The sequence below is a fragment of the Agreia sp. Leaf283 genome (genome assembly GCF_001422485.1).
GTDB lineage: Bacteria > Actinomycetota > Actinomycetes > Actinomycetales > Microbacteriaceae > Agreia.
Genome location: NZ_LMNF01000001.1, coordinates 666,985 through 690,681 on the forward strand (window position 1 = coordinate 666,985; position 23,697 = coordinate 690,681).

Annotated in this window: 22 protein-coding genes; 11 read left to right on the plus strand and 11 right to left on the minus strand. The window is 67.5% G+C overall.

Annotation, left to right across the window (positions count from 1 at the left end; all coding sequences use genetic code 11):
- Positions 1-22: 22 nt before the first annotated feature.
- The 7 genes from ASF51_RS02965 to ASF51_RS02995 all read left to right on the plus strand — a co-directional run bounded on the left by ASF51_RS02965 (position 23) and on the right by ASF51_RS02995 (position 7,348).
- Complete coding sequence (locus tag ASF51_RS02965) at positions 23-844, plus strand: SDR family NAD(P)-dependent oxidoreductase (protein WP_235497112.1); 822 nt, start codon at positions 23-25, stop codon at positions 842-844.
- Between the two features lie 43 nt (positions 845-887).
- Positions 888-1,907, plus strand: coding sequence for an SDR family NAD(P)-dependent oxidoreductase (locus tag ASF51_RS02970; protein ID WP_055924945.1), 1,020 nt, complete (start codon positions 888-890; stop codon positions 1,905-1,907).
- On the plus strand, positions 1,904-2,434 hold the full coding sequence (locus ASF51_RS02975; protein ID WP_235497113.1) for a gluconokinase: 531 nt from the start codon (positions 1,904-1,906) through the stop codon (positions 2,432-2,434). Before ASF51_RS02970 ends, ASF51_RS02975 begins: the two co-directional genes overlap by 4 nt.
- 143 nt (positions 2,435-2,577) lie before the next feature.
- Positions 2,578-4,128, plus strand: coding sequence for an ABC transporter substrate-binding protein (locus tag ASF51_RS02980; protein ID WP_055924951.1), 1,551 nt, complete (start codon positions 2,578-2,580; stop codon positions 4,126-4,128).
- Positions 4,129-4,202: 74 nt separating this feature from the next.
- Positions 4,203-5,276 carry a LacI family DNA-binding transcriptional regulator gene (locus tag ASF51_RS02985; RefSeq protein WP_055924954.1) on the plus strand — a complete coding sequence of 358 codons (1,074 nt, stop codon included), beginning with the start codon at positions 4,203-4,205 and terminating at the stop codon, positions 5,274-5,276.
- Between the two features lie 141 nt (positions 5,277-5,417).
- Positions 5,418-6,212 carry a sugar phosphate isomerase/epimerase gene (locus ASF51_RS02990; protein WP_055924957.1) on the plus strand — a complete coding sequence of 265 codons (795 nt, stop codon included), beginning with the start codon at positions 5,418-5,420 and terminating at the stop codon, positions 6,210-6,212.
- A complete protein-coding gene (locus tag ASF51_RS02995) occupies positions 6,212-7,348 on the plus strand; it encodes a Gfo/Idh/MocA family protein (protein ID WP_055924960.1) in 1,137 nt (378 codons plus the stop codon). The genes ASF51_RS02990 and ASF51_RS02995 overlap by 1 nt, the downstream gene beginning before the upstream one ends.
- Positions 7,349-7,428: 80 nt before the next feature.
- Here ASF51_RS02995 and ASF51_RS03000 read toward each other — a convergent pair whose 3' ends face one another.
- The 9 genes from ASF51_RS03000 to ASF51_RS03040 form a co-directional block, all read right to left on the minus strand.
- Positions 7,429-8,385 (minus strand): sugar phosphate isomerase/epimerase, encoded by a 957-nt coding sequence (locus tag ASF51_RS03000; RefSeq protein WP_055924963.1) that lies wholly within the window; start codon positions 8,383-8,385, stop codon positions 7,429-7,431.
- A 46-nt stretch (positions 8,386-8,431) separates the two neighbouring features.
- Positions 8,432-9,043: a nucleoside deaminase gene (locus tag ASF51_RS03005; RefSeq protein ID WP_055924965.1), complete on the minus strand. Its 612-nt coding sequence runs from the start codon at positions 9,041-9,043 to the stop codon at positions 8,432-8,434.
- A gap of 57 nt (positions 9,044-9,100) precedes the next feature.
- A complete protein-coding gene (locus ASF51_RS03010) occupies positions 9,101-10,624 on the minus strand; it encodes a GMC oxidoreductase (protein WP_055924968.1) in 1,524 nt (507 codons plus the stop codon).
- Positions 10,625-10,712: 88 nt separating this feature from the next.
- The gene (locus tag ASF51_RS03015) at positions 10,713-11,843 is read right to left on the minus strand and encodes an ROK family protein (protein WP_055924971.1); all 1,131 of its coding nucleotides are present in this window, start codon (positions 11,841-11,843) and stop codon (positions 10,713-10,715) included.
- Positions 11,844-11,847: 4 nt separating this feature from the next.
- A complete protein-coding gene (locus tag ASF51_RS03020) occupies positions 11,848-13,224 on the minus strand; it encodes a carboxylesterase family protein (RefSeq protein WP_162236921.1) in 1,377 nt (458 codons plus the stop codon).
- 8 nt (positions 13,225-13,232) lie between these two features.
- Positions 13,233-14,057: a carbohydrate ABC transporter permease gene (locus ASF51_RS03025; protein ID WP_055924977.1), complete on the minus strand. Its 825-nt coding sequence runs from the start codon at positions 14,055-14,057 to the stop codon at positions 13,233-13,235.
- Positions 14,054-14,974, minus strand: a complete 921-nt coding sequence (locus ASF51_RS03030; protein ID WP_055924980.1) for a carbohydrate ABC transporter permease — start codon at positions 14,972-14,974, stop codon at positions 14,054-14,056. Before ASF51_RS03030 ends, ASF51_RS03025 begins: the two co-directional genes overlap by 4 nt.
- Before the next feature lie 4 nt (positions 14,975-14,978).
- Positions 14,979-16,286, minus strand: coding sequence for an extracellular solute-binding protein (locus tag ASF51_RS03035; RefSeq protein WP_055924981.1), 1,308 nt, complete (start codon positions 16,284-16,286; stop codon positions 14,979-14,981).
- A gap of 254 nt (positions 16,287-16,540) precedes the next feature.
- Positions 16,541-17,575 (minus strand): LacI family DNA-binding transcriptional regulator, encoded by a 1,035-nt coding sequence (locus ASF51_RS03040; RefSeq protein ID WP_082479504.1) that lies wholly within the window; start codon positions 17,573-17,575, stop codon positions 16,541-16,543.
- Between the two features lie 325 nt (positions 17,576-17,900).
- On the opposite strand from ASF51_RS03040, the gene ASF51_RS03045 reads away from it, so the two are divergent.
- Positions 17,901-18,797 (plus strand): SMP-30/gluconolactonase/LRE family protein, encoded by an 897-nt coding sequence (locus ASF51_RS03045; protein ID WP_235497114.1) that lies wholly within the window; start codon positions 17,901-17,903, stop codon positions 18,795-18,797.
- A gap of 86 nt (positions 18,798-18,883) precedes the next feature.
- Here the strand turns inward: ASF51_RS03045 and ASF51_RS03050 are convergent, their stop codons facing one another.
- Both ASF51_RS03050 and ASF51_RS03055 read right to left on the minus strand, forming a co-directional pair.
- The gene (locus ASF51_RS03050) at positions 18,884-19,294 is read right to left on the minus strand and encodes a carboxymuconolactone decarboxylase family protein (protein WP_055924987.1); all 411 of its coding nucleotides are present in this window, start codon (positions 19,292-19,294) and stop codon (positions 18,884-18,886) included.
- Positions 19,295-19,306: 12 nt separating this feature from the next.
- Positions 19,307-20,089 carry an SDR family NAD(P)-dependent oxidoreductase gene (locus ASF51_RS03055; protein WP_055924990.1) on the minus strand — a complete coding sequence of 261 codons (783 nt, stop codon included), beginning with the start codon at positions 20,087-20,089 and terminating at the stop codon, positions 19,307-19,309.
- Positions 20,090-20,372: 283 nt separating this feature from the next.
- Here ASF51_RS03055 and ASF51_RS03060 point away from each other — a divergent pair, with 283 nt between their 5' ends.
- The 3 genes from ASF51_RS03060 to ASF51_RS03070 all read left to right on the plus strand — a co-directional run bounded on the left by ASF51_RS03060 (position 20,373) and on the right by ASF51_RS03070 (position 23,639).
- On the plus strand, positions 20,373-21,686 hold the full coding sequence (locus ASF51_RS03060) for an ABC transporter substrate-binding protein (RefSeq protein WP_235497115.1): 1,314 nt from the start codon (positions 20,373-20,375) through the stop codon (positions 21,684-21,686).
- A 150-nt stretch (positions 21,687-21,836) separates the two neighbouring features.
- The gene (locus tag ASF51_RS03065) at positions 21,837-22,718 is read left to right on the plus strand and encodes a carbohydrate ABC transporter permease (protein WP_055924993.1); all 882 of its coding nucleotides are present in this window, start codon (positions 21,837-21,839) and stop codon (positions 22,716-22,718) included.
- A 12-nt stretch (positions 22,719-22,730) separates the two neighbouring features.
- Positions 22,731-23,639 carry a carbohydrate ABC transporter permease gene (locus ASF51_RS03070; protein WP_082479655.1) on the plus strand — a complete coding sequence of 303 codons (909 nt, stop codon included), beginning with the start codon at positions 22,731-22,733 and terminating at the stop codon, positions 23,637-23,639.
- Positions 23,640-23,697: the final 58 nt, after the last annotated feature.

The following is a 23,697-nucleotide window of genomic DNA, read 5'->3' on the forward strand; positions in this document are numbered from 1 at the left end:
ATCACCGACCCGAAGGATCACCATGCCCGTTCCCGATGTCTCCCAGCACACCCTCGCCGAGCTCATCTCCCTCAGAGGCCGTCGCGCCGTCGTCACTGGCGGCGCTCGCGGATTGGGCAAGGCGATCGCGTTGCGCCTCGCCGAGGCAGGTGCCGATGTCGTCATCGGCGACCTCGACGAGGACCTGGCCGTGCGTACCGCTCACGAACTCTCGGGAACTCACGGGGTGCGCGCAGAGGGCCTTCGGCTCGACGTCGCATCGACGGACTCCGTCGTCGCCCTGGCCGATGCCACTGTCGAGCACTTCGGCGGTCTCGACATCTGGGTGAATAACGCAGGCATCTTCCCGAACACGCCGCTGCTCGAGCTGAGCGACGAGCTCTGGGACCAGGTCTTCGCCGTGAACGCCCGCGGCACACTTGCCGGCGCCCGAGAGGCAGCGCGACGGATGACGGCAGCCGGTACGGGCGGCGTGATCGTGAACGTCGTCTCGACCGCCGGATTCCGTGGGACAGGACCCGGCCTCGCCGCCTACGTCGGCTCGAAGCATGCAGTTCGCGGGCTCACCAGGCAGCTGGCCCTCGAGCTCGCACCGCAGAGCATCCGAGTACTGGGGGTCGCGCCGAGTTACGTTCCGACCGTAGGAAACCAGCTCATGCTGGCTGCCGCCCTCGAGGCGCTCGGTCAGACCGACGGGCCGCCGGTCGACTATATGGCGACGCCCCTTCTCGGCCGAACGGGCACGCCCGATGACATCGCGCGAGTCGCCCTGTTCGCAGCGTCCGATCTCTCGGCCTTCATGACAGGCAGCACCCTGCTCGCCGACGGCGGCGAAACCGCCTGACCCTCATCGCACCCCTCACATCGCCTCGACAGGAAAGAGCATCATGACCAGTAACCCCATCACCGCCGCGAGCTCGATCAGTTCATGGCTTGCCCACCCTGAGGGCGGCCCGCTCGTTCGCGGGCTTCTCGCCCAGGCCGGAATCGACGAGACGACTCTCGCTCCGGTCGCCGCACTGCCGCTGCAGCAGCTCGTCGAATTGAGCCAAGGACAACTGCCCCAGCAGCTCGTGGACGACCTCGTACGGCAGGCGAACGGCGGTGAAATCCCAGCCGAGTCCGCCGTCGCCGACGACGGCCTGTGGCGCGAGACCATCACGCCGGGCCGCTTTGCCGGCCGCACCGTCGTTGTGACCGGCGCCGCCTCCGGAATCGGCCGGGCCACAGCGTCGCGGGTGGCCCGCGAAGGCGGCCGCGTGATCGCTGTTGACATCTCTGATGCTCGGTTGGCCGAACTCGTGGACTCCCTCCCCGACGCCGAAGTGATCGCGGTGCCCGCCGACATCACCTCGCAGTCGGGTATCGACGCCATCATGGCCGCCGCAGGCGATCGGATCGACGCCCTCGCGAACGTCGCCGGCATCAACGACGACTTCTCCCCCGCCGGAGAAACGAGCGACGAGGTGTGGGACCGTGTGATCGCGGTCAATCTCACCGGCGGCTTCAAACTGACCCGGGCCGTGCTGCCCGCGATGCAGACCGCCGGCCGGGGCGCAATCGTCAACGTCGCATCGGAAGCCGCTCTGCGCGGCAACTCCTCGGGCACCGCGTACACCGTCTCCAAGCACGGCGTGATCGGACTCACGAAGAGCACCGCGTTCATGTATGGACCGCAGGGCATCCGGGTGAACGCGGTGGCGCCCGGCGGCGTCGCCACCGGCATCCCGATGCCCGCGAACATCTCGGCCTCGGGACTCGGCCGGCTCAAGCCGTTCCAGGACATGATTCCCACGATCGCCACAGCCGATCAGCTCGCCGCCTCCATCACCTTCCTGCTGAGCGACGATGCCGTGAACATCAACGGCGCAGTCCTCGCCTCTGACGGCGGATGGTCGGTACAGTGACCGACGCCGCTGGGTCGCCGCGCGGCCCAGCGGCCATCGCCGTGTCCGGTGTGTCCGGGTCGGGCAAGTCGACCGTCGGCGCGCTTCTCGCACGGCGCCTCGATCGTCCGTTCCTCGATGCCGACGATCTCCACCCGCCAGCCAATATCGCCAAGATGGCGTCGGGCATAGCGCTCACCGACGACGACCGCGGTCCCTGGCTCGACGCCGTCGGCCGTGCCATCCTCCAACACAAGGGCCGTCGGGTCGTCGTGGCCTGTTCAGCGTTGCGCGTCGTACATCGCGACCGCCTCCGCCTCTGGGCGCCCGAGCTCTTCGTCGTGCAGCTCACCGCACCCGTCGATCTCATACGCGATCGCCTCACCGCCCGCGCGAATCACTTCATGCCGGCTACTCTCCTCGCCAGCCAGTTCGCCGCACTCGAGCCGCTCGAGCCGACCGAGGCAGGCCTCGTTGTGAACGTCGGACCCGGCCCCGAGGCGCTCGCCGGCGACATCTCCCGCCACCTGACGAACGACCGTCACTAATCGGTCGGTCACAATTGATTACAGTTTTGGCAATCGGTTGTCAAAACGGCTCGGCTACTGGTTTACTGAGTGAACGCGACAGGTCCGTTCGATTCGTCAAACGATTGCCACCGTCCTCGCTTTCATTCAAAGGAGTCTGAAAAATGCACCGACAGCACCGTCTCGGCACCCGGAGCGCGGCAATCGCCGCTCTCGTCAGCGGCGCCCTTCTCCTCAGCGCATGCAGCGCGCCCGGCGACGCGACGTCGACCGACGCCGCCTCCGCAGCGCCCCCGCTCGCCCTGGCCGCAGTGTCCGGGCCGAACTCGCTCGACACAGCGCAGCTGGCCGACGGTCAACAGGCCTTCGTCTGGGCGTCGGTGTACGACACCCTTCTCGCACGCGATCAGAAGACCGGTGCCGTGGCACCCAATGCGGCCGAGAGCTGGGAATACAACGCGGACGGCACCGTCCTCACCCTTAAGCTGCACGCCGACATGACCTTCACCAACGGTGACCCGGTCGACGCCGCGGCCGTCGCCGCCACCATGCTCCGCACCAAGAACACGCCGGGCATCGTCCAGCCCAAGTTCGCCCTCGTCACCGACGTGAAGGCGGTCGATGACCTGACGGTAGAGGTGACGTTCGCATCCTTCGACCCGCAGTTCATCTACAACCTCTCCCTGGGTGCCGGGGCGATCGGCGACCCCGACTCGCTCGATCTCCCCGAAGCTGCGACGAATCCGGTCGGCTCCGGGCCCTACACCCTGGACGTCGCGAACACCGTACCCGGCACGTCCTACGTACTCACCAAGCGCGACGACTACTGGAATGCGGACGCCTACCCCTTCCCCTCCGTCACGGTGCGCGTACTGCAGGACCCCACCGCCTCCTTCAATGCTCTCCAGGCCGGTGAGATCAACGCTGCGACCGTGTCGGCACAGCTCGTCGGACAGCTCGACACGACGAAGTTCAGCATCAGCACCGTGCCCGGGCAAGCCCTCGCCTACCTCGACATCCTCGATCGGGGCGGCGAGAAATGGCCGGCGCTGGGTGACCAGAAGGTACGCCAAGCAATCAACCATGCGATCGATCGCGAGGGCATCCTGAAGGGCATCTACTCGGGCGACGGCACCCTGACCGAGCAGATCTTCAGCCCGAACGGCCAGGTGTTCGACGAGTCCCTGAACGACACCTACTCATACGATCCCGAACTCGGCAAGAAGCTGGTCGCCGACGCCGGGTATGCAGGCGAGACGTTCCAGATTCCCAGCACCTTCCTCACGACATCCGTCGAGGCGACTCTCTCTCAGGCATTCACCGACATCGGGCTCGGGCTCGAATGGGTCACCGTGCCGCCGCAGCAGGCCCAGTCGGCCTTGACCTCCGGCGACTATGGTCTGTCCTTCCAGATCACCGGCGTGAACTCCGATCCGGCCGACGCGTTCTTCCACTATTCGCCCAACGGCTTCGGCAACCCTCGGCACTACACCGACGCCACGATCGACAAACTCTTCGCGACGATCAATTCGAGCGTCGACGAGTCCGCCTCGCTGCCGGCATACAAGGAGCTGAACGAATACGGCGTGGATCAGGCCTTCGAGGCCCCGATCACGTTCATCAACTCCACGTGGGCCACCGCCGACGGCATCTCCTTGATCCAGATCGGCGGCGTGCCGGCGACGGTGAGCAACTTCGCCTTCGACGGGAAGTAGCCATAAGGTCTGCTGTCTCGACGGGGATGGGCTTCGGCCCATCCCCGTCGTGCATCACCCTCTAGATTGGTCGTGTGAGCAACGCCAACGGAACCGACCCCTCGACGGTCGGCGACATCCCGCCCGAGCTCGCGGCCAAGATTGCCAAGCGTGGAGGCTCCGCGACGATCTACGACATCGCCGAGCTCGCCGGCGTCAACCCATCGACCGTGTCACGGGCCCTGAGCAAACCGGGCCGTATCAGCCAGAAGACCGAGTCCAAGATCAAGGCGGCCGCCGACCGCCTCGATTTCCACTTCAACCCCATGGCGCGCGGACTTCATACCGGCCGCAGCCACACCCTGGGGCTTCTCGTCGCCGACATCACGAACCCCGTCATCTTCGGCATCGTGCGCGGTGCCGAGCACGCGGCCTCCGCAGCGGGCTACACCCTCGTCATTGCCGAGTCGCAGGAGTCCGGTGATGCTGAAGCGGAAGCGATCTCCCGACTTCTGCCGAGCGTCGACGGCATCGTCCTCGCCACCACCCGGCTCTCGGATGAGCGGATCTCCAGCGTCGCCTCACGCAAGCCGGTCGTGCTCATCAACCGCCCGGTGGAGGGCGTCTTGAGCGTGCTGCCGGATGTCGAGACCGGTGTCGACGCCTTGGTCGATCACCTCGCAGGACTCGGCCACCGCTCCCTGCTGTATCTCTCCGGGCCGGAGACTTCGTGGATCAGCCGCCGTCGTTGGGATCACCTGCTGCAGACGGCTGCCGATCGCGACCTTGCCATCGTCGAGGTGGGACCGCACAGTCCCACCATCGAGGCCGGCAAGCTTGCTCTGCGCCGTGTGCTCGCCGCTCGCTCGACTGCGGTCATCGCCTTCAACGACCTCATGGCCATAGGGCTGATTCAGGCTGCGACCAGCGCGGGCATCCGCGTGCCGGAAGACCTCAGCGTCACCGGATTCGACGACATCTTCGGTAGCGAGCTGATCGTGCCAGCCCTGACCACCGTCAGAGCCCGGCTGCAGACTGCCGGCGAGAGCGCCGTTGCACACCTCGTCGAGCTGATCGACGGCGGTACGCCCGCATCCAACGACCTGCTCGAGACGACGCTCATCGTTCGTGACAGCACAGGACCGCATCAGCAACGTGGCCCCCACTGAACCGCGCGGTCTGATCTCGATCCGCTCGTTCCTCACCACTCGATCAACGCCTGCTGCGAGCCGACCGACGAAAATGTATGCGCATCCCACCGCGCCAACTAGGCTTGTCGCACACCCCGCACGCACTCATTGAGGAGACGCATGACCGCGACCATTTCGCTCCAGCTCTACACGGTCAAGGATTCGCTGGCCGCCGATCCGGATGCGATGCTCGGGCGCATCGCCGGCCTCGGCTTCACGGCCGTCGAGCTCTACGGCCTGCAGCAGTTCGGCGACGCCTACGCCGCGGGGCTCGCGAAGCACGGACTCACCGCTCCGAGCGCCCACGTGCCGCTCGCGACCGGCGAGCTCGAGGAGTCCTTCGACCTGGCCGAGCGCCTGGGAGTGAAGACGGTCATAGAGTCGTTCACCCCGCCGACCCTGTGGGAGAGCGCCGAGAACATCGCCCGCCTGGCCGACCGCCTCAACTCCGCGGTCGAGCCCGCGGCTGCGCGGGGCATGCGCGTGGGCTACCACAACCACGACGGCGAGATCCGCAATCGCGTCGAGGGCGTCACCGGCCTCGACCACTTCGCGAGCCTGCTCGACCCCGCAGTCGTTCTCGAGGTCGACGCCTACTGGGTCGCCGCGGGAGGCGAAGATCTGGTCGAGTTCCTCACCCGCAACGCCGACCGGGTCAAGTTCATCCACGTGAAAGACGGCTCGCTCACCGGCGACCTGCCCAACCAGGTTCCCGCCGGGCATGCCTCTCTCGAGCAGCCCGAGCACCTGTCGAGCCAGCTTCCCGCAGGGCAGGGCGTCGTCCCCCTCGCCGCCGGCCTCGACGCAGTTCCCGACCTCGAGTTCGCCGTCGTCGAGTTCGACGTCTACTCGGGCGACCTGTTCGCCGGCATCGCCGAAGCCAGACAGTTCCTCGTCGAGAGGGGTCTCCGCTGATGAGCACCGCCGCCTACAGCCCCGCCACCTACAGCCCGGTCGGATCCGGCCCCGTCGGCATCGGCATCATCGGCGCCGGTGCGATCAGCGACCAGTACCTCACCCACCTCACGACCTTCCCCGACGTTCGCGTCGTGATGATCGGCGATCTGGATGTCGCGCGGGCCGCGCAGCAGGCCGAGAAATACGGCGTGCCGCGTTCCGGACGCGCCGACGAGGTTCTGAAAGACGACGACGTCGAGATCGTGATCAACCTCACGATTCCGGCCGTGCACGCCGAACTCTCGTCGGCCGCGCTCAGCGCCGGCAAGCACGTGTGGAGCGAGAAGCCGATCAGTCTCGACCGCGAGAGCGGACAGGCGCTGCTCGACCAGGCATCCGCCGCCGGCCTGCGCATCGGTGTCGCGCCTGACACGATCCTCGGCCCGGGCGTGCAGAGCGCGCTCCGCGCGATTGCCCGCGGCGACATCGGCCGGCCGCTCACGGCGATGACCGCGTTCCAGGGCCCCGGCCCCGAGTCGTGGCACCCCAACCCCGACTTCTTCTTCGTTCCCGGCGCGGGGCCGTTGTTCGACATGGGGCCGTACTACCTCACGACGCTCGCCTGCATCTTTGGGTCATTCACCGAGGTGGCCGCGATCGGCTCACGGGCCCGCGACATCCGGGTGATCGGATCGGGCCCGCGCGCCGGAACCGAGCTGCCCGTGACCGTGAACACACAGATGAGCGCGCTCGCCCGCTTCGAGGGCGGCGAATCGTCGCAGAGCATCTTCAGCTTCGACTCACCGCTGCAGCGTTCGGGTTTCGTCGAGATCACCGGCGAGACCGGAACCCTCGTGCTGCCCGACCCGAACATGTTCGAGGGCGCGAGCACGCTGGTGCGCGGCGGGGAGAGCATCGAGCTGGCCGAGACCGGGTACGCCGGCGGCCGCGGATCCGCCGTGCTGGAGATGGCCCGGGCCATCCGGTCGGGCGGCGGCGACCTGCTGCCGGCCGAGCTGGGCTACCACGTGCTCGACGTGATGACCGCGATGGAGGAGTCGTCGACGGCCGGCCAATTCGTGCGAGTCACGAGCAAGGCCCCCGCGAGCCCGGTCCTCCCGGAGACCTGGGACCCGACGACCCGCACGCTCTAGCGAGCATCCGCGCCGTGTGGGCGCATCCGCTGCCAGACGACCGGCGGCGCATGCGCCTATGGGGCGCGGATGCTGGACGGTCACGCCGGGATCGTCGACTCCAGCCAGGCGCGACTCACCTTCGCGCTCTCGAACGGCTCCATGCTCGCGCGGTCGACCTCGATGATGATCCAGCCGCCGAAGCCGTCGGGCAGGGCTCCGAGGATGCCGTCGAGGTCCATCCCGCCGAGCCCCGGCTCGAGGAACAGCCCCTGGTCGGTCGCGGTGCGGTAGGGGGTGGGCGTCGCCCGGCTCGCGGCCGCCACGTCGAGGTCGAGGTCCTTGATGTGCAGGTCGACGAGGCGATCCGAGTAGCGCTCCAGCATCGAGACCGGGTCCATACCCGCCCACGCGAGGTGCCCCACGTCGAACGAGGCGCCCAGCAGATCCGGCGAGATGGCGGCGAGCACGCGGTCGATCTCGTACTCGGTCTCGACCCAGGTGCCCACGTGATTATGCAGGCCGGCCCTAATGCCTTCCGAGGCGAGCACGCTCGCGGCCTCGCCGAGCACGTCGATCACCCGGTCGAGACGACCCTCGTCGAAGACGGCACCCACGGCCACGGCGTCGAGCGTGCGCACCGTGCCGGGAGCCCACGACACCTCGGGGGCGAGAAAGACCGACGTCAGCCCGAAGAAGTTCGACTCCTCGGCCTTGCGCCGCACGCCGTCGAACCAGCGCACGAACGAAGCGCTGCCCGGCGCAAGCGACACCCCGTGGTCCTCGGGCAACGAGACCGAGCAGTACCCCGAGGCCACACGAAGGCCCGTTTCGCGCAGCATGCGGGCATAGTCCTGCAGGGTCTGCGTGTCGAGCACCTCCATCATCGTCGCGTCGAAACCCGAGCGACGCACCTGCGCGAGCACATCCGGGTACTGCGCCCGAAAGCTCGGCTCGGCGAAGAGCCAGAGGTCGTCGCTGGCCGGGTCCGCCGGGTCGGCCTTGATGTTGATCCACTGAATGGGGTTGAGCGCGAACTGCGAGCGGCTGAGCGTCATGGTCTTCTTCCTGGTCGAACAATCAAAGAACGGGGGCCGGATGCCGTCACTCGGCCGCGCGGGCGTTGTACACGACCGCGCCACCCGCATCCACGTGCTCGCGGTAGTCGCGGAACACCGTGAGGGCCTCGTCGCGGGTCACGTCCTGCACCACGGCAATGCCCCGAGCCTCGAACTGCGGTGCCCAGTCCTCGCGCATGGGGCCCTCGTCGAACGTCGTGATCTCCTCGAGCTCTGGCCCGTCGCCGGCGACGACGAGCGTGCGCACTCCCGACCACAGCGTCGCGCCGTAGCACTGCACGCAGGGGCGCCAGTTCACGACGAGCTCGTGCGCGGGCTGGCCCTCGCCGCCGAGGTCCCACGATCCGACGCGCGTCTGCGCGAGCCCGAGGGCGGTGACCTCGGCGTGCGCCGACGAGACGCCGCTCTTCAGCACCACGTTCACGCCCACCGATACGATCTTGCCGGTGTCCGACTCCACCACGATTGCCGCGAACGGTCCCCCGCTTCCCTCCCTGAAGTTGCGGGCAGCGAGCCGGTGCACGAGCCGCATGCGCTCCTCGTAGCTGCCGAGCGCATCCGGCACGTCGGCGAGCTCGTCGGCGATCCAGTCGGGCAGCTCGATCGAATACGAGGTGGCCAGGGTGTCGATGTTCATGAGTGTCCCTTCAAGACGGTGCAGATGGGTGAAGACGAATGGATGCGCGACCGCCGGTCAGGCGGCCGACACCCGCAGGCGGGCGACGGCTCGCGCCGCGCGCACGGCGGTGATCACGCCGGTGAGGGTGGCGTTGCCGACGACCGGCGTGGGGATGACCCCGTTGCCGGCCAGATAGAGGCCGTCGAATCCCCAGACCCGCCCATCCGGATCGCAGACGCTCGTGCCGTCGTCGACGGCGCCCATGCGCACGGTGCCGGTCTGGTGCAGCGACGAGCCGGGGGCGAGCACGGCCGACTCGGTCTCGGGATCGAACGCTCCGAATCGTCGAGCGACGAGTTCGATCGTGTCGGCCGCCTGCTCGATGAGCGCGAGGTCGGTGTCGGTGTACTCGAATTCGACGGTGATGCGCGGCATGCCGGTGACGTCGGTCTCGGTCGGCGAAAACGCCAGCCTGTTCGAGGCTCGCGACTCGACGGGCGTGTAGAGCGAGACGCCGACGGAGTACGCAAGAGCCTCATCGTCGTCGTCGACGTAGACGGAGTTCATGATCTGCCCGTGGAACGGCTGGGCCGCCCCGTTCTGGGGCAGCCAGAGGGAGTCGGTGGCGAACTCGCCCTCGAGGGCGCGGGGCAGTTCATCGAGAGTGAGGCCGAAGCGGTCGAGGTCCATGAGCACGCGGCTCGTCACGAAGGCGTGCTCGTTGAGGTAGCGGCCGAGCGCCTCGGGCCTGATGCCCGACGCGAACAGCAGCTGAGGCGTGCGCATCACGTCGGCGCACACGATCGTGACAGAAGCCTCGATGTCGTACTCCTCGCCCGAGGCGATGTCGCGCACGCGCGCCCCGCGGGCGCGGCCTCCGTCGTGCAGCACCGCGATCGCGAGCGTGCCGGCGCGCAGTTCGAAGGCGGCGTCGCCTCCCTCGGCGATCGGCGGGAAGATGCGGCTGGGGCCGGTGCGCGGCAGGGGCCCGGATGCGCCGGGCTGCACGGCCATCGGCATGGCCTGCGGGTGCCGGTCGGCGGGGCTCGCGGCGCCGAACAGCTCGTCGAGCACGTCGAGCACCTGCTGGCCGGGCACGGTCGGACCGAGCACGGCCGGGTGCACGCCGAGCACCTCGCGCGCCTTCCCGAGGTCGGCCTGCCACTGCTCGGAGTCTCCGAAGTCGAAGGTCTCGTCGCCCGCGGGCCACGGCGTCGCCCCGGTCCAATGCACGCCCATTCCGCCCACGTTCCACGACAGGGCACTCGCGGGCATGGCGGCCGCGTCCTCTCCGAGCGCCGAGAGGTTGTACATGCCGGGCTCCACCGAGCGCAGCTCGTCGGTGATGTCGGGGGTCACATCGGCGCCCGTGTACATGCCCTGGATCCCTGAGGAGACGCGCTGGTTGTAGCGCTCCCAGATGGCGGGTTCGGTGCTGTCGTGCAGATGCAGCCCGGGCACGTTTCCCACCACGGGCGCGCCGTCGATCATGAGGATGCGCGCGGTCGGGTCGGCCTCGCGCAGCAGCCTGGCCGTCGCGGCACCCATGATTCCGCTGCCGACGATGAGGATGTCGGGGGTGTTCTGCGAGTCAGACATTCGAAGCTCCTGGTTCCTGTACTGCGGGTGATTTCGTACTGTGTTGCAAAATTCCTCATGACAATGCGAGCGGGATGCTCGCCGCGGGTCACGCCGCGATGGTCGGTCCGAAGAACTCCACGTCCATGCGGTCGAGCACAAGTTTGACCGCGCCGAGCAGGGGCGCATCCGCCCCGATGGTGGTGGCGCGCACGTCGATGCGCAGGGTGCCGAGCTGCTTCATGGCCTCGACGACGCGGGGAAGAAGCAGGTCCTCCGCCACCTCGAGGCCTCCCCCGAGCACGATCACCTCGGGCGCGATCGTCCACGCCAGCGACGAGAGCAGGCGGGCGACGTCGTCGGCGAACTCGCCGAGAAGTTGCAGAGCCTCGGCGTCGCCGGCGCGCGCCCTGACGAGCCACGCGGCGGCCTGGCGGCGTTCCTCGAGCAGCGGCGAGCTCAGCAGACCGAACGGCTGCGTCTCCATGCGCATGACGTCGAGCACGCCCGCCTCGACGATCTCACCGGCGGCTCCCCTGAATCCCCGGTGCACGGCTCCCTTGATCACGATGCCGACACCGGCGCGGTTTCCGAGGATGCACCACGCGAACGTGTCGGTCTCCTGCGCCGCACCGCGCCAGTGCTCGGCGAGGGCGGCGAGGTTCGCGTCGTTGTCGGCGAAGAGGGGAATGCCGAGCCGCGCGCCGAGCACGTCTGCGAGAGCGAACTCGTTCCAGGCGGGCGCGTGGATCAGACGGTGCACAACACCGTCCTCGTCGATGGCTCCACCGGATGCGACGGCCCCGGCGCGCACCCGGCCGCGGGGCTGGCCCGACTCCCGGATCGCCGCATCCACGGCCTCTTCGGCGTCGATCATCGTCTGGCCGGTGTCGGAGTAGTTGCGCAGGGTCACGAGGCCGCGCCCGAGCACCCGACCGCGGATGTCGGAGACCGCCGCGCTGGCCGCGTGCGTGTCGATGCGCACGGCCACGACGAGGGCGCGGTCGGCCTCGAACGAGAAGTACCGCGGCGGCCGACCGACATCCACGTGCACGGGCGTGACCTCGACGGCCCAGCCGCTCTCGCAGAGCTGGGTGAGGATGAGCTCGACCGTGCGCCGCGACAGTTTGACCTGCCCCACGAGGGTCGCCATCGTCACGGGCTCGTCGTGCTCGGCGAGGGCGCGCAGCACCACGGAGGTATTCAGTCGGCGCATCGCGCTCGGGTCGAGTCCAGGCATCTGCTCACTCTCCCAGATCGGCGTCGACGAGCGGCAGAACCGCGTCGTACGCGCCGGCAACGAGAGCGGTCGAGTCGCTCGACACCACACCGAAGACGAGCACCGGGTCTGACTCGACACCGTGGGCGGCGGGCCAGGAGGGCTCGGCCCCCGCGATGAAGGCGACGAACTCGCGGTGCATGCGGGCGGCGAGGGTGGCGGGTGGCTCGTCGCCGAGAACCGCCTCGACCCCCTCGGCACCGAGGATGTCGAAGAAGAAGGGCAGGTCGATGCAGTGGGCAGCCCCGCGCAGCACCGGCGACGCCCAGTCGAACGAGTAGAGCCACGTGCCTGCGGCGGCGGATGCCCGTGCCCGGGCCGTGCGCAGAACGCTCGCCCTGAAGAGAACATCGGTCTGGCGCGGAGCAGCGACGTCCGTCGTCTCATGCGCCTCGACCTCCGGCTCCGTACTCGAGCCCGCGAAGCCGGGGCTGTCGAACTCGTCGGCGGTCGCGCCGATGAGAAGAGGCTTGTCGAGCCCGGTCACCGCGAGGCCCGCTCGGATCGACAGGGGCAGCAGCTCGTCGCCGCTCACCGGCTCGAACAGCAGCGGCGCAGCGCCCGGGTGCCGCTCGCCCCACGTGATGACCGCCTGTTGCAGCGCATCCGGGTCGACCGAGGCGAGGCCCTCGGCCGTCGGCGCGACGCCGAGCGAGTCCGCGAGCGCGGCGGTGGCCAGGGCGGCCTCGTCGAGGGAAGTCGAGAGGTCGACGGGTGAGATCGCGACGGCCCTGTCGAAGAGCGGCTGCGCGGCGGGGCTGGCGAGAAGCGCGAGAACGGCGCCGCCACCCGCGGACTGCCCGGCGACGGTGACGCGGCCCGGGTCTCCCCCGAACGCCGCGATGTTGTCGCGCACCCACGCGAGGGCCAGCAGCCAGTCGGCCATACCGCGGTTGGCGCGGCCATCCACCGCGGCGAAGCCGTCGACACCCAGCCTGTACGACAGCGTGACCATGACGATGCCGTCGCGGGTCAGAGCGGCGCCGTCGTACCAGGGGCCGACCGCGGAGCCGGTGACGTATCCCCCGCCGTGGATCCAGACCAGCACGGGCGCGGCGCCGGAGCCGACACCGTCGGTCGGCGCGAACACGTTGAGGGTGAGGGTGTCGTCTCCCGGGATCGACGGCTCGGGGATGGTCGTGACGGGGTACGGGCGGCCGCGCTGCGGCGTGGCTCCGAAAGCGGATGCCGCGAACGGCTCGTCGAAGACGGCCCGCGGTTCGGGCGCGGCGAAGCGTCGCGCACCGACGGGCGCCTCGGCGAAGGGGATGCCGAGGAATCGCGCATCCACCCCGTCGGTGAAGCCGACGATCGTGCCCGCAGCGCAGTCGACCTCGATCATGGCCTCCATCATTTCAGTCCGGTCGACACGATGCCCTGCACGAAGTAGCGCTGCAGGAACAGGAACAGCACGAGAACAGGCAGCATCACGATGACGGCGCCGGCGAGCACGAGGCCGTAGTCGGTCACGTTCTGGGCCGCCTGGCTCATCGCCGCGAGGCCGACGGGCAGGGTGTAGCTGTCGGCGCTCTGGGCCACGATCAGGGGCCAGATGAAGTTGTTCCACGAGGCCAGGAACGACATGATCGTGACCGTCGCCACCGCGGGGCCGGCCAGGGGCAGGAAGATCTGGAAGAAGATGCGCACCTCGTTCGCGCCGTCGATGCGGGCGGCCTCGAGCAGTTCGTCGGGGATGCTCGCGGCGAACTGCCTCATGATGAAGATCGAGATCGGCAGCACGAGGCTGGGCAGGGCGATTCCGGCGAGGGTGTCGACGAGACCGAGCTGAACGGTCACCACGAACTGCGGAACGAAGGTGGCCGAGAACGGCACCATCAGGGCGATCAGCACGGCGGCGAAGGCGATCCTCTTGCCGCGGAACTCGAGCTTCGCCAGGGCGAAGCCGGCCATCGAGGCGGCGATGATGTTGCCGATGACGATGACGACCGCCACGATCACGCTGTTGCCGAGGAACGTGCTGAAGCCGTTGCGGCTGAACAGGCGGGCGAAGTTGTCGAGGGTCACCTCGGAGGGCAGCCAGGCCCCGGGGTTCGCCTGGATGTCGCTCGTCGTGCGGAGCGACCCGGAGATCACCCAGATGAACGGCAGGATCGTGACGAGAGCGAGCACGATGAGGGCCGTATAGAGCACGGCGGGGCGCAGGCGCGAGGTCATGAGCGACTCCTCAGCAGACGGAACTGCAGCGCGCTGACGGCCGCGACGATGAGCAGCAGGATGAACGATGCCGCGCTCGAGACGCCGAAGTTGCCGAACCCGAACTGGTGGTAGGTGAAGAGCGCCATCGACTCGGTCGACCCGAGCGGGCCGCCGTTGGTCAGCAGGTAGGGCTCGTCGAAGACCTGCAGGAAGAAGACCGAGAGCAGCACGGAGACCAGGAGCGTCGTGGGCATGATCAGCGGAATGGTCATCGACCAGAGGCGCCGCCACGGGCCGGCGCCGTCGAGGGCGGCCGCCTCCTGCACGTCCTCCGGAACGGACTGGAGGCCGGCGAGGAACAGCAGCATGGCCGTTCCGAAGTTGCGCCAGATGCCGAGCAGGATGACGACCGGCATCGCGAGATTCTCGTCGCCCAGCCAGTTCGGGCCGGCGAAGCCGAGGTTCGCGAGCACCTCGTTGACCGTGCCGTTCTGGTTGAACGCGTACTGCCAGATCAGCGCCACGGAGACGATGTTCGTGACCACGGGTGCGTAGAAGAGGCCGCGGAAGACGGAGCGGAACCGACGGATGCCGCTGTTGAGCACGAGCGCGAGGGCGAAGCCCACCGCCATGGTCACGGGAACGCCGACGACCACGAAGAGGAGGGTGTTGAGGATCGCCCGCACGAAGTTGCCGTCGGAGAGCAGGGCCACGTAGTTCTCGAGGCCTGCGAAGTTCACCCCGAACGGCGTCTGCAGGTCTGCGCTGCGCATGTCGGTCACGCTGATGGCGAGCGACGAGATGATCGGGATGGCGCTGAAGACCACGAAGATCACGGCGAAGGGGGCGAGGAACAGCCACGCGATCCCCGTATGCGCGGGGCGCCGCCGTGTGCGCGGCGCCCCCGTCTTGTTCGACTGCACGGCGAATGCCATCGGATCAGTCCGTGCCCGTACCGATGCTGTCGGCCTTCTTCTGCGCGTTCGCCATCGCCTCTGCGGCGGTCTCCTTGCCGCGGGCGACCTGCTCCAGCTCCTTGCCGAGCATGGTCGAGACCTCGTTCCAGGTGCTCACCGATGGCATGGGCTTCACGTTCTTCAGCTGCTCGAAGAACGGCTTGAGCAGGGGCTGGTCGGCGATCGACGGGTCGCTCCACGCCGCGACGACGGCGGGCATGCTGCCTGCCGCCTCGTACTGGGCGACCTGCGTGTCCTCCTGGGCCATGAAGCTCACGGCCTTCCAGGCGGAATCGGCGTTGTCCGACTTCTTCGTGACGGCCCAGCTTCCGCCGGCCAACTGCCCGACGTTGCCATCCGGACCCGCGGGGAGAACCGCCGTCTGGATGTGCGCCGCGGTCCAGCCTTCTTCGCCGGCAGTGGTGTCGAGGCCGGAGATCACCCACGGGCCGCTGATCATCGAGCCGGTCTTGCCCGCCACGAGGTAGGGCTGCGTGTCGAGGAACTGGGGCGTGTCGGGCGACGAGACTCCCGACGAGAAGAACGATGCGTTGAACTCGGCCGCCTCGATCATGCCGGGGGTGTCGAGCTCCCACTTCGAACCGTCTTCGCTGAGCAGGGTCTCGCCGGCCTGATAGCCGAAGATCGCGAGGTTCTGTCCGTTGTAGGTGTCCCAGCCGACGTCGGCGCCGTAGCCGCTCTCGGCTCCGCCCTCTTCGAGCTTCTGGAAGAACGGGATCGTCTCATCCCAGGTCGCGGGCGGGGTGGCTCCGGCCTTCTGCGCGAAGTCGTCGCGGTAGATGAGCAGTCGCGTGTAGGCGTACCACGGCACCGAGTAGGCGGTTCCGTCGACCTCGCCCGCATCCCACGAGCCCTCGAAGAACGACGAGGAGTCGGCCACGCCGTCGGGAACGGGTGCGAAGGCATCCGATGCCAGGAACTGGGTCTGCGCCTCGGTGTAGAGGAACGCGATGTCGGGAGCGGTTCCGGCCGCGATCGCCGTCTGCAGCTTGGTGTTGTACTCGTCGCTCGGCACGAGGGTGACCTCGACGTCGGCATCGGGGTTGTCGCTCTCGAACGGCTTGAGCACCTCGTCGAGGGCGGTGGCGTCGCCGTCCGGCGCCCACAGGGTGACCTTTCCGGTGGCCGGACCGTCTGCGAGGCTGCCCGCGGCCTCGGGTGCCGCGCCGTCGCTGGAGCGGCCGCATCCGGTGGCGGCCAGGGCTGTGACCGCGAGAATCGCGGCGAGGGGAATGAGGCGCGAGCGCCTCAGCGGAGGACGGGAATTCATGGGTGGCTCCTCGAGATCTCGGTGGGACTGCGGAGGGAACAGGTGCTGGTTTCGAATTATGCTACTTAGTTGCAAAATTGGCCAGAAGAATATTCGGGCTGTGATGAAACGGGGTGTGCAAGTCGCCAGAGTATGAGAACCGTGTTTCACGACGGTTAAGCGGGCGGGTCGGCCGTGTAACAGATTCTCTGCTCTGAGCCTGGCGCCCATTCCCTGAGCCTGCAGCCCGTTCCCTGAGCCTGTCGAAGGGTGACCTACTCGGCCATCGAAGACGCAGCGGGAGTCACCGTCGACGCCCTGATCACGAGCTCGGGATCGAAGACGACGTGCTTCGATTCCTCGCTCCCCTCCCCCGCGATCTCCGCCGTCAGAAGGTCGACCGCGGTCGGCCCGAACGAGTCGTGCGGGCCGCGAACCGTGGTGAGGGGAATGATCGACGAGGCCCCGAACACCGTGTCGTCATAGCCCACGATCGCAATGTCCTGGGGTACCCGGATGCCGTGCTCGACCACGAGAGTCTGAAGCAGCCCCAGCGCCATCAGATCATTGACCGCGAAGATCGCGTCGGGCCGCTCCTCGACCGGTCTCGCAGCGATCTGGTCGGCCACGTCGCGACCCTCGGCGATCGTGCGGTCCACCGCGTCGATCTGTTCGATCGTGACTCCGGGGCTCTCCCGCACCGCCGCGAGCGCGCCCTCGTAACGTTCCCCGACCTGAGGAACCGAGAGCGGCCCTCCCACATAGGCGACGCGGGTGCGGCCGATGTCGATGAGGTGCCTGACCGCCAGGAATCCACCCTTCATCTCGTCGAGCGAGACCGAGGGCTGCGCCGGCGAGGCCGCCCGCTGCCCCATCAGAACCGACGGCGTTCCCCGCAGGCGGATCTGCGTGAGGCGATCCTCGACCGGTTCGTGCGACGCGACGAGCATTCCCTGCACACCCTGAGCCTCGAACATCTCGAGGTAGCTGTCCTCGCGTTCGCGCGAGCTGTTGGAGTTGGCGATGAAGACCTTCAGTCCTCCCGCTGCCGCCCTGCGCTCGACACCCTCGGCGATCGTTGCGAAGAAGGGGTTGCTCACATCGGGCGCTATGTACGCGATGGTGGCGCTGCGGCCCAGGCGCAGCTGCCAGGCGGCGTTGTTGCGCACGAAGCCCAGGTCGTCGATCGCCTTCTGAATGCGCTGGCGCTTCTCCGGCGACACCCTGTCGGGGTGGTTGATGTAGTGAGACACCGTGCCCAACGACACCTCGGCGAGGCTTGCGACCTCGCGAATTCCTACTCGAGCCACGTCTCAGGTCACCTTCTCCACGTCACATCGACCGAGCCGGGTCGAAAGAGTGGTCGAGTCATCCGTATCAATCCTCCGTACCCGCGCCATTGTCGGGCAAAATCCAGCCGTCAGCCGACCCTACTGAACGAATCTCGCCGCCGGCTTCTTTGAAACGTATCAAAGAAGCGCACGATTTCCAACGTGGACGCCCGTGGCGCGGGGTCCGCGGGCCGCGTCCGCGCCCGTTCGGTGCATCCGCGACCGGCCGCCCGGCAGCTGATGCGCCTCAGGGGCGCGGATGCGACATTCCTGAGCGAGCGGCCCCGTCTGGCAGTATGGCGGCGTGACCTCCCTCATCGCCGACGATGCCGCGCTCGAGACCCTCTACACCGGAACCGAGTGGGGCGAGGGGCCCGTGTGGATCGAGCCGCTGAACAGCCTGCGCTGGAGCGACATCCCGAACGACCGCATCCTGCAGTACGACGAGGCGAGCGGCGAGACACGCGTGTTCCGCGATGGTGTCGAGTTCACGAACGGTCGCACGCTCGATCTCGAGGGCCGAGTGGTGCAGTGCAGCCACGGAAGACGCTCCGTCGAACGCGAGACGAGCATCGACGGCTCCACGCCTCCGCAGACCCTCGTCGACCGCTGGAACGGGGTTCGCTTCAACTCGCCGAACGACGTCGTCGTCGCATCCGACGGCACCGTCTGGTTCACCGACCCGCCATACGGAATCGACCCCTCCGAGCGCGAGGGACACGCGGCCGAACCCGAATACGAGGGGTGCTTCGTGTTCCGCCTCGATCCCGCCACGGGCGCGGTCGACCCGGTGATCACCGACATGATCCACCCCAACGGTCTCGCGTTCTCGCTCGACGAGAAGACGCTCTTCGTCTCCGACACCGGGTTCTACGCGGGCTCGGCGGCCGCGCGGCACATCAGGGCGTACGACGTGGATGTTCGCGGCGCGACCTGCTCGAACGGTCGCGAATTCGCCGTGGTGCGGCCCGGGGCATCCGACGGTTTCAGGGTCGACGTCGAGGGGCGCATCTGGACCTCGAGCGAGGACTCCGTGCAGATTCTCTCGTCGACGGGTGAGGTGCTGGAGCGCATCCCGGTCCCCGAGAAGGTGTCGAACGTGTGCTTCGGCGGGGCGTCCGGCCGGGATCTCTACGTGACCGCCTCGACGAGCCTGTACCGCATCCGCACCACGACAACCCAGGCGCCCCGCCCGCGCTGATGGAATCCGCGCCCGTGTGGCACGTTCGCCCCCGCTCGTCGGGCAGCGGATGCGCCTGACGGGCGCGGTGAGGTCGGCGAGCGCCGTCAGTCCTCGTCGGGGCCGAGAGCCTCGGGAATCTCGACTCCGAGTGCGATGAGCTGATCCGTGACGACGCGTATCGCGTTGAGGGCCTTCGGGAACCCGGAGTACTGCACCGTGTGGATGACCGTCTCGAGGATCTCCGTCGGAGTGCACCCCACTCGGATCGCTCCGCGGGTGTGCCCCTGCAACTGGGGTTCGAGCCCGCCGATCGTCACGAGCGAGGCGATCGTGAGCAGTTCTCGCTGGGCGAGGGTGAGCCCCGGGCGCGAGTAGATGTCGCCGAAGTTGAACTCGATGCCGAAGCGGGCCAGGTCTTGCGCCAGACCGGTCTGCATCTCGATCAGCCCATCGGCCTTGCCCTCGCCGTAGACCTCGTTGAACCAGTGCTTGCCCTTGTCGAGTCGTTTCGTCATGGTCGAATGCTCCTAGATCGAGTGTCCGCCGTCGAGCGGCAGGATGAGTCCGGTGATGTTGACGGCGGCCGGGCCCGCGAGGAACACCACCGTGTCGGCCAGGTGCTGCGGCTCCCCGAGCAGCCGGGTGGGGATCTGGTCGAGCAGGGCCTCGCGGCGCTCGGGGGTGTCGTTGTCGCGGCCGGGCGTGGCCTGCGCTCCGGGCGCGAGGGCGTTCACCGTGATGCCGTCCTCGGCGACCTCGATGGCGAGCGCCTTGGTGAGCCCGACGACCCCTGCCTTGGCCGCGGCGTACGCGGTGGCACCGCGCACCAGACGACCGCCTGAGACCGCGGCAATGGAGGCGATGTTGATGATGCGGCCCGACTTCTGCTCGATCATCGAGGGGAGGAAGGCGCGCGTCACGTTGAAGACGGTCGTGAGGTTGCGCTCGATCTGGGTGTTCCAGGTCTGGGCCGTCATCTCGTGGAAGAACGAGACCGCTCCGCCTCCGGCGCCGTTGAGCAGGATGTCGACGCCGCCCCATTCCGAGACGACCGTCGCACCCGCGGCCTGCACGGCCTCGAAGTCGGTGAGGTCGACCCCGACACCGAGTGCGCGACGCCCCGTGGCGCGCACCTGCTCGGCCAGGGCCTCAGCCCCGGATGCGTCGAGGTCGAGGATCGCGACGTCAGCGCCGGCGGCCGCGAGAGTCGTGACGATCACCCGACCGAGGGCGCCCGCGCCGCCGGTCACGACCGCCCGCTTGCCCGCGAGTGTTCCGTTCGGTGCTTCGTCTGAATGTGCGTTGACCACTGTGTCTTCATCCTTCGTGTCGTCGTCGACCTCGAAACCGGCGTTCCGGCTTTGTAACGTTTCAATGAATGATGGTAGCAAACACCAGGCCAGAGGGCCACGATCGGATGCGCGCGGCCGTCGAGATGCCCGGCAAGGCGGGCGGCCCCGGATTGAAGCGCTCCACGGTCGCTTTGACACGATTCAATCTCGGAGTGGCCATTCGCTTGACACGATTCAGAAGCCGAACTAGCATCCCCAATTGAAACGTCTCAAAGGAGGCGTCGCACTTCAAGGAGGAATTGTGACCACAGCACCACGCAGCCGACGCCTCAGGCGTCCCGTCGTTGCCGCACTCGCTGCCGTCGGCATCGGCACCATGATCCTGAGCGGCTGCGCCGCAGGCGGATCCTCTTCAGAGCCCACGAAGCTCACGTACCTCAAGAACACCGAGAACACGAACACAGAGCCCGTGTTCAACGAACTCGCCGAGAACCAGTGCAAGACCGAGAACACGGCCCTGCCGCTCGAGGTCTCGTCTATTCCGCAGGCCGACCTCGACAGCCAGATCCAGCTGCTCGCCAGCCAGAACGCGCTCCCCGTCATGTTCGCCGCCGCCGGAACCCCGGCAGAGGGCGCCAAGCTCGACAAGGCCGGCAAGCTCCTTAACTTCGAGACCGAGCTCGAGAAGCTCGGCGTTCTCGACGACATCGAGCCCGCGGCCATCTCGACCATCAAGAACCTCTACGGCGGAAACTTCAACTTCCTTCCGTTCCAGTTCAACATCGAGGGCATCTTCTACAACAAGACGATGTTCGCCGAGCGCGGCATCGAGGAGCCCCAGACCTACGACGAGCTCGTCGAGGTCGCGTCGCAGTTCGAGGCCGACGGCATCACCCCCTTCACGGCATCCGGCGAGCAGGGCTGGCCCATCACGCGCCTCATCTCCAGCTACCTCTTCCGCGACCTCGGCCCCGACGCCCTGCAGAAGGTCGCCGATGGCGACGCCAAGCTGACCGATCCCGAGTATGTGGCGGCCGCCCAGGCCATCGCCGACCTCGGCGCAGCGGGCTACTTCGACGACAACATCGCCTCGCTCGACATCGACAGCTCCTACAACGAGCTGCTGACCGGCAAGGCCGCGATGATGTACATGGGAACCTGGTTCCTCGAGAGCGCCAACGACCCGGAGAAGAACACGGTCGGCGTCGACAACATCGGCTTCATGCCGTTCCCCGCCGTCGAGGGCGGCAAGGGCAGCATCGACCAGTACCCCGCCAACGTCGGTCTGCCCCAGACCTTCGGTGCCGACACGTACACCCCCAAGGTCGCCGACTGGCTGAAGTGCATCACCGAGAACTACGGCCAGGTCTCACTCGAGCAGTCGGGCGCCATCTCCGGCTTCAAGTCGAAGGAGCCGGTCACCGACCTGCCCGCCCTGACCGTCGATGTGCAGGACCGCATCGCCGGCAGCACCGAGAGCGTGCTGTGGTTCGAGGCGCTGTTCAACGCGAAGGCCGGACAGGACTCCTCGAAGAATGCGTCGCTCCTGGTCACCGGTCAGCTCACCCCGGAGGACTTCATGAAGCTCCTCCAGACCGACCTCGACGCGGGCTAGCGCCACCATCACTCCCGCTCCTCGCGGGGTCCGTCTCCGTCCGATCTGCACCGGACTGCGGCGGGCCCCACGAAGAGCCCACCTCACGCTGCCCTCTCCGCCGCCGGGAACCCACCACCCGGGCGGCCTCCTACCACGGGAAAGGCTCCCATGAAGTCAGTTCTGGGCGATCGTAAAACGATCGCCATCCTCCTCGGACCCGCCCTGCTGGTCTACACGCTCGTCATCCTCGTGCCCGTGGTCTGGTCGTTCGGCTACACCTTCTTCAAGGGCAACGCCCTCGAGGGTTTCGAGTTCAACGGCATCAACAACTTCACCCGGCTCTTCACCGACCCGGATGTGCAGGCCGCCCTGGGCTTCACCGTGAAGTACGCGCTGCTCCTCACGATCCTGCAGGTCGTCTTCGGCTACGGCCTCGCCCTGCTCTACACGTTCGTGCTCAAGAAGTCGTCGGCGATCATCCGCACGCTCGTCTTCTTCCCGGTCGTCGTTCCCACCGTGGCCATCGCCCTGCTCTACCAGAAGCTCTTCCAGTCGGCCCCGAAAGACGGTCTGGTCAACGAGCTGCTCGTGAACGTCGGCCTCGGCAGCGTCGACTGGCTGGGTTCGGGAACGACCGCCTTCATCGTCATCGTGATCATGGATGTCTGGCGATCGATGGGCTTCTACGGCGTGCTTCTGTACACCGGCCTCCTCGACATCCCCGAGGACATCATCGAATCCGCTCGCATCGACGGCGCCCGTGGATTCTCGCTCTTCAAGAACATCGTCCTCCCGATGTCGCTGCCGATCCTCTACTCGTCGATCATCTTCAGCATCAACGGAACCATCAAGGTCTTCGACTCGGTCTTCGCCCTGACCGGCGGCGGTCCCGGCAACGAGACCACGCCGCTGACGCTCTACATGTACCGCACCGCATTCGCCTTCAGCGATTACGGATACGGCTCGACCATCGCCCTCGTCCTGTCGATCATGTGCCTCATCGTGACCGCCCTCATCTTCCGCGGCGCCCGTCGCGACAACACCATCTAAGGAGGCGTGACCATGACCGTGACGAACGTCGACAACCTCGACCGCACCTCCGCCCTCGTGAAGCACGACGTCGGGGGACGCACGCCCGCACCGATCCGCTTCCTCAAGCGCATTCCCGTGCTCATCGTGATCGGCGTGCTGCTGATCATCGAGATCTACCCGTTGTTCTGGATGTTCATCAACTCGCTGAAGTCGAACACCGACTTCCTGAACAACCCGTCCTGGGCGCTGCCCGAGGTCTGGGAGTGGGGCAACTACGTCTCGGCCTGGGTCACCGGAAACCTGGCGACGACCATCACGAACAGCATCATCGCGACCGTCCCGTCGCTCGCTCTCATCGTGATCCTCGGTGTCGCCGGCGGGTTCGCTCTCGAGGTCATGGTGTTCAAGGGCCGCGGCGGCATCCTGCTGCTGATTCTCGCGGGCATCATGATCCCCGTGCAGATGATCCTGCTGCCGCTGTTCACGATCTTCTTCAACCTGAACATCACCGGCTCGCTGCTGCCCCTGATCATCATCTACACCGGACACGGCCTGCCATTGACGATCTTCATGATGGCCACCTACTTCCGGGCGATCCCCCGCGAGGTGTTCGAGGCGGCCACGATCGACGGCTCCACGATGCTGCGTTCGTTCTGGTACATCGGCTTCCCGATGGTGCGCAACGCCGTGATCACCGTGGGCCTCGTGCAGTTCTTCCTCATCTGGAACGACCTGCTCATCGCCATCACCTTCGCGAGCAACCGCTCGCTCAACACCATCCAGGCCGGACTGCTCAACTTCTCGGGCGAGTACGGTGCCACCGACTACGGACCGCTCTTCGCCGCGATCTGCATCACGACCGGCGGAATCCTGATCCTCTACCTGTTCCTCAACCAGCAGATCATGAAGGGCCTCACGGCCGGTTCGGTTAAGGGCTAGAACCCCGGCGTCGGATGCGTTCGATGGTGGTAGTCGAACGCGTCCGACGACGGGCTCC

Coding starts and splice junctions, on each gene's coding strand:
- ASF51_RS02965 (WP_235497112.1), top strand. CDS start 23: ATGCCCGTTCCCGATGTCTCCCAGCACACCCTCGCCGAGCTCATCTCC.
- ASF51_RS02970 (WP_055924945.1), top strand. CDS start 888: ATGACCAGTAACCCCATCACCGCCGCGAGCTCGATCAGTTCATGGCTT.
- ASF51_RS02980 (WP_055924951.1), top strand. CDS start 2,578: ATGCACCGACAGCACCGTCTCGGCACCCGGAGCGCGGCAATCGCCGCT.
- ASF51_RS02990 (WP_055924957.1), top strand. CDS start 5,418: ATGACCGCGACCATTTCGCTCCAGCTCTACACGGTCAAGGATTCGCTG.
- ASF51_RS02995 (WP_055924960.1), top strand. CDS start 6,212: ATGAGCACCGCCGCCTACAGCCCCGCCACCTACAGCCCGGTCGGATCC.
- ASF51_RS03000 (WP_055924963.1), bottom strand. CDS start 8,385: ATGACGCTCAGCCGCTCGCAGTTCGCGCTCAACCCCATTCAGTGGATC.
- ASF51_RS03005 (WP_055924965.1), bottom strand. CDS start 9,043: ATGAACATCGACACCCTGGCCACCTCGTATTCGATCGAGCTGCCCGAC.
- ASF51_RS03010 (WP_055924968.1), bottom strand. CDS start 10,624: ATGTCTGACTCGCAGAACACCCCCGACATCCTCATCGTCGGCAGCGGA.
- ASF51_RS03015 (WP_055924971.1), bottom strand. CDS start 11,843: ATGCCTGGACTCGACCCGAGCGCGATGCGCCGACTGAATACCTCCGTG.
- ASF51_RS03020 (WP_162236921.1), bottom strand. CDS start 13,224: ATGATCGAGGTCGACTGCGCTGCGGGCACGATCGTCGGCTTCACCGAC.
- ASF51_RS03025 (WP_055924977.1), bottom strand. CDS start 14,057: ATGACCTCGCGCCTGCGCCCCGCCGTGCTCTATACGGCCCTCATCGTG.
- ASF51_RS03030 (WP_055924980.1), bottom strand. CDS start 14,974: ATGGCATTCGCCGTGCAGTCGAACAAGACGGGGGCGCCGCGCACACGG.
- ASF51_RS03035 (WP_055924981.1), bottom strand. CDS start 16,286: ATGAATTCCCGTCCTCCGCTGAGGCGCTCGCGCCTCATTCCCCTCGCC.
- ASF51_RS03050 (WP_055924987.1), bottom strand. CDS start 19,294: ATGACGAAACGACTCGACAAGGGCAAGCACTGGTTCAACGAGGTCTAC.
- ASF51_RS03065 (WP_055924993.1), top strand. CDS start 21,837: ATGAAGTCAGTTCTGGGCGATCGTAAAACGATCGCCATCCTCCTCGGA.
- ASF51_RS03070 (WP_082479655.1), top strand. CDS start 22,731: ATGACCGTGACGAACGTCGACAACCTCGACCGCACCTCCGCCCTCGTG.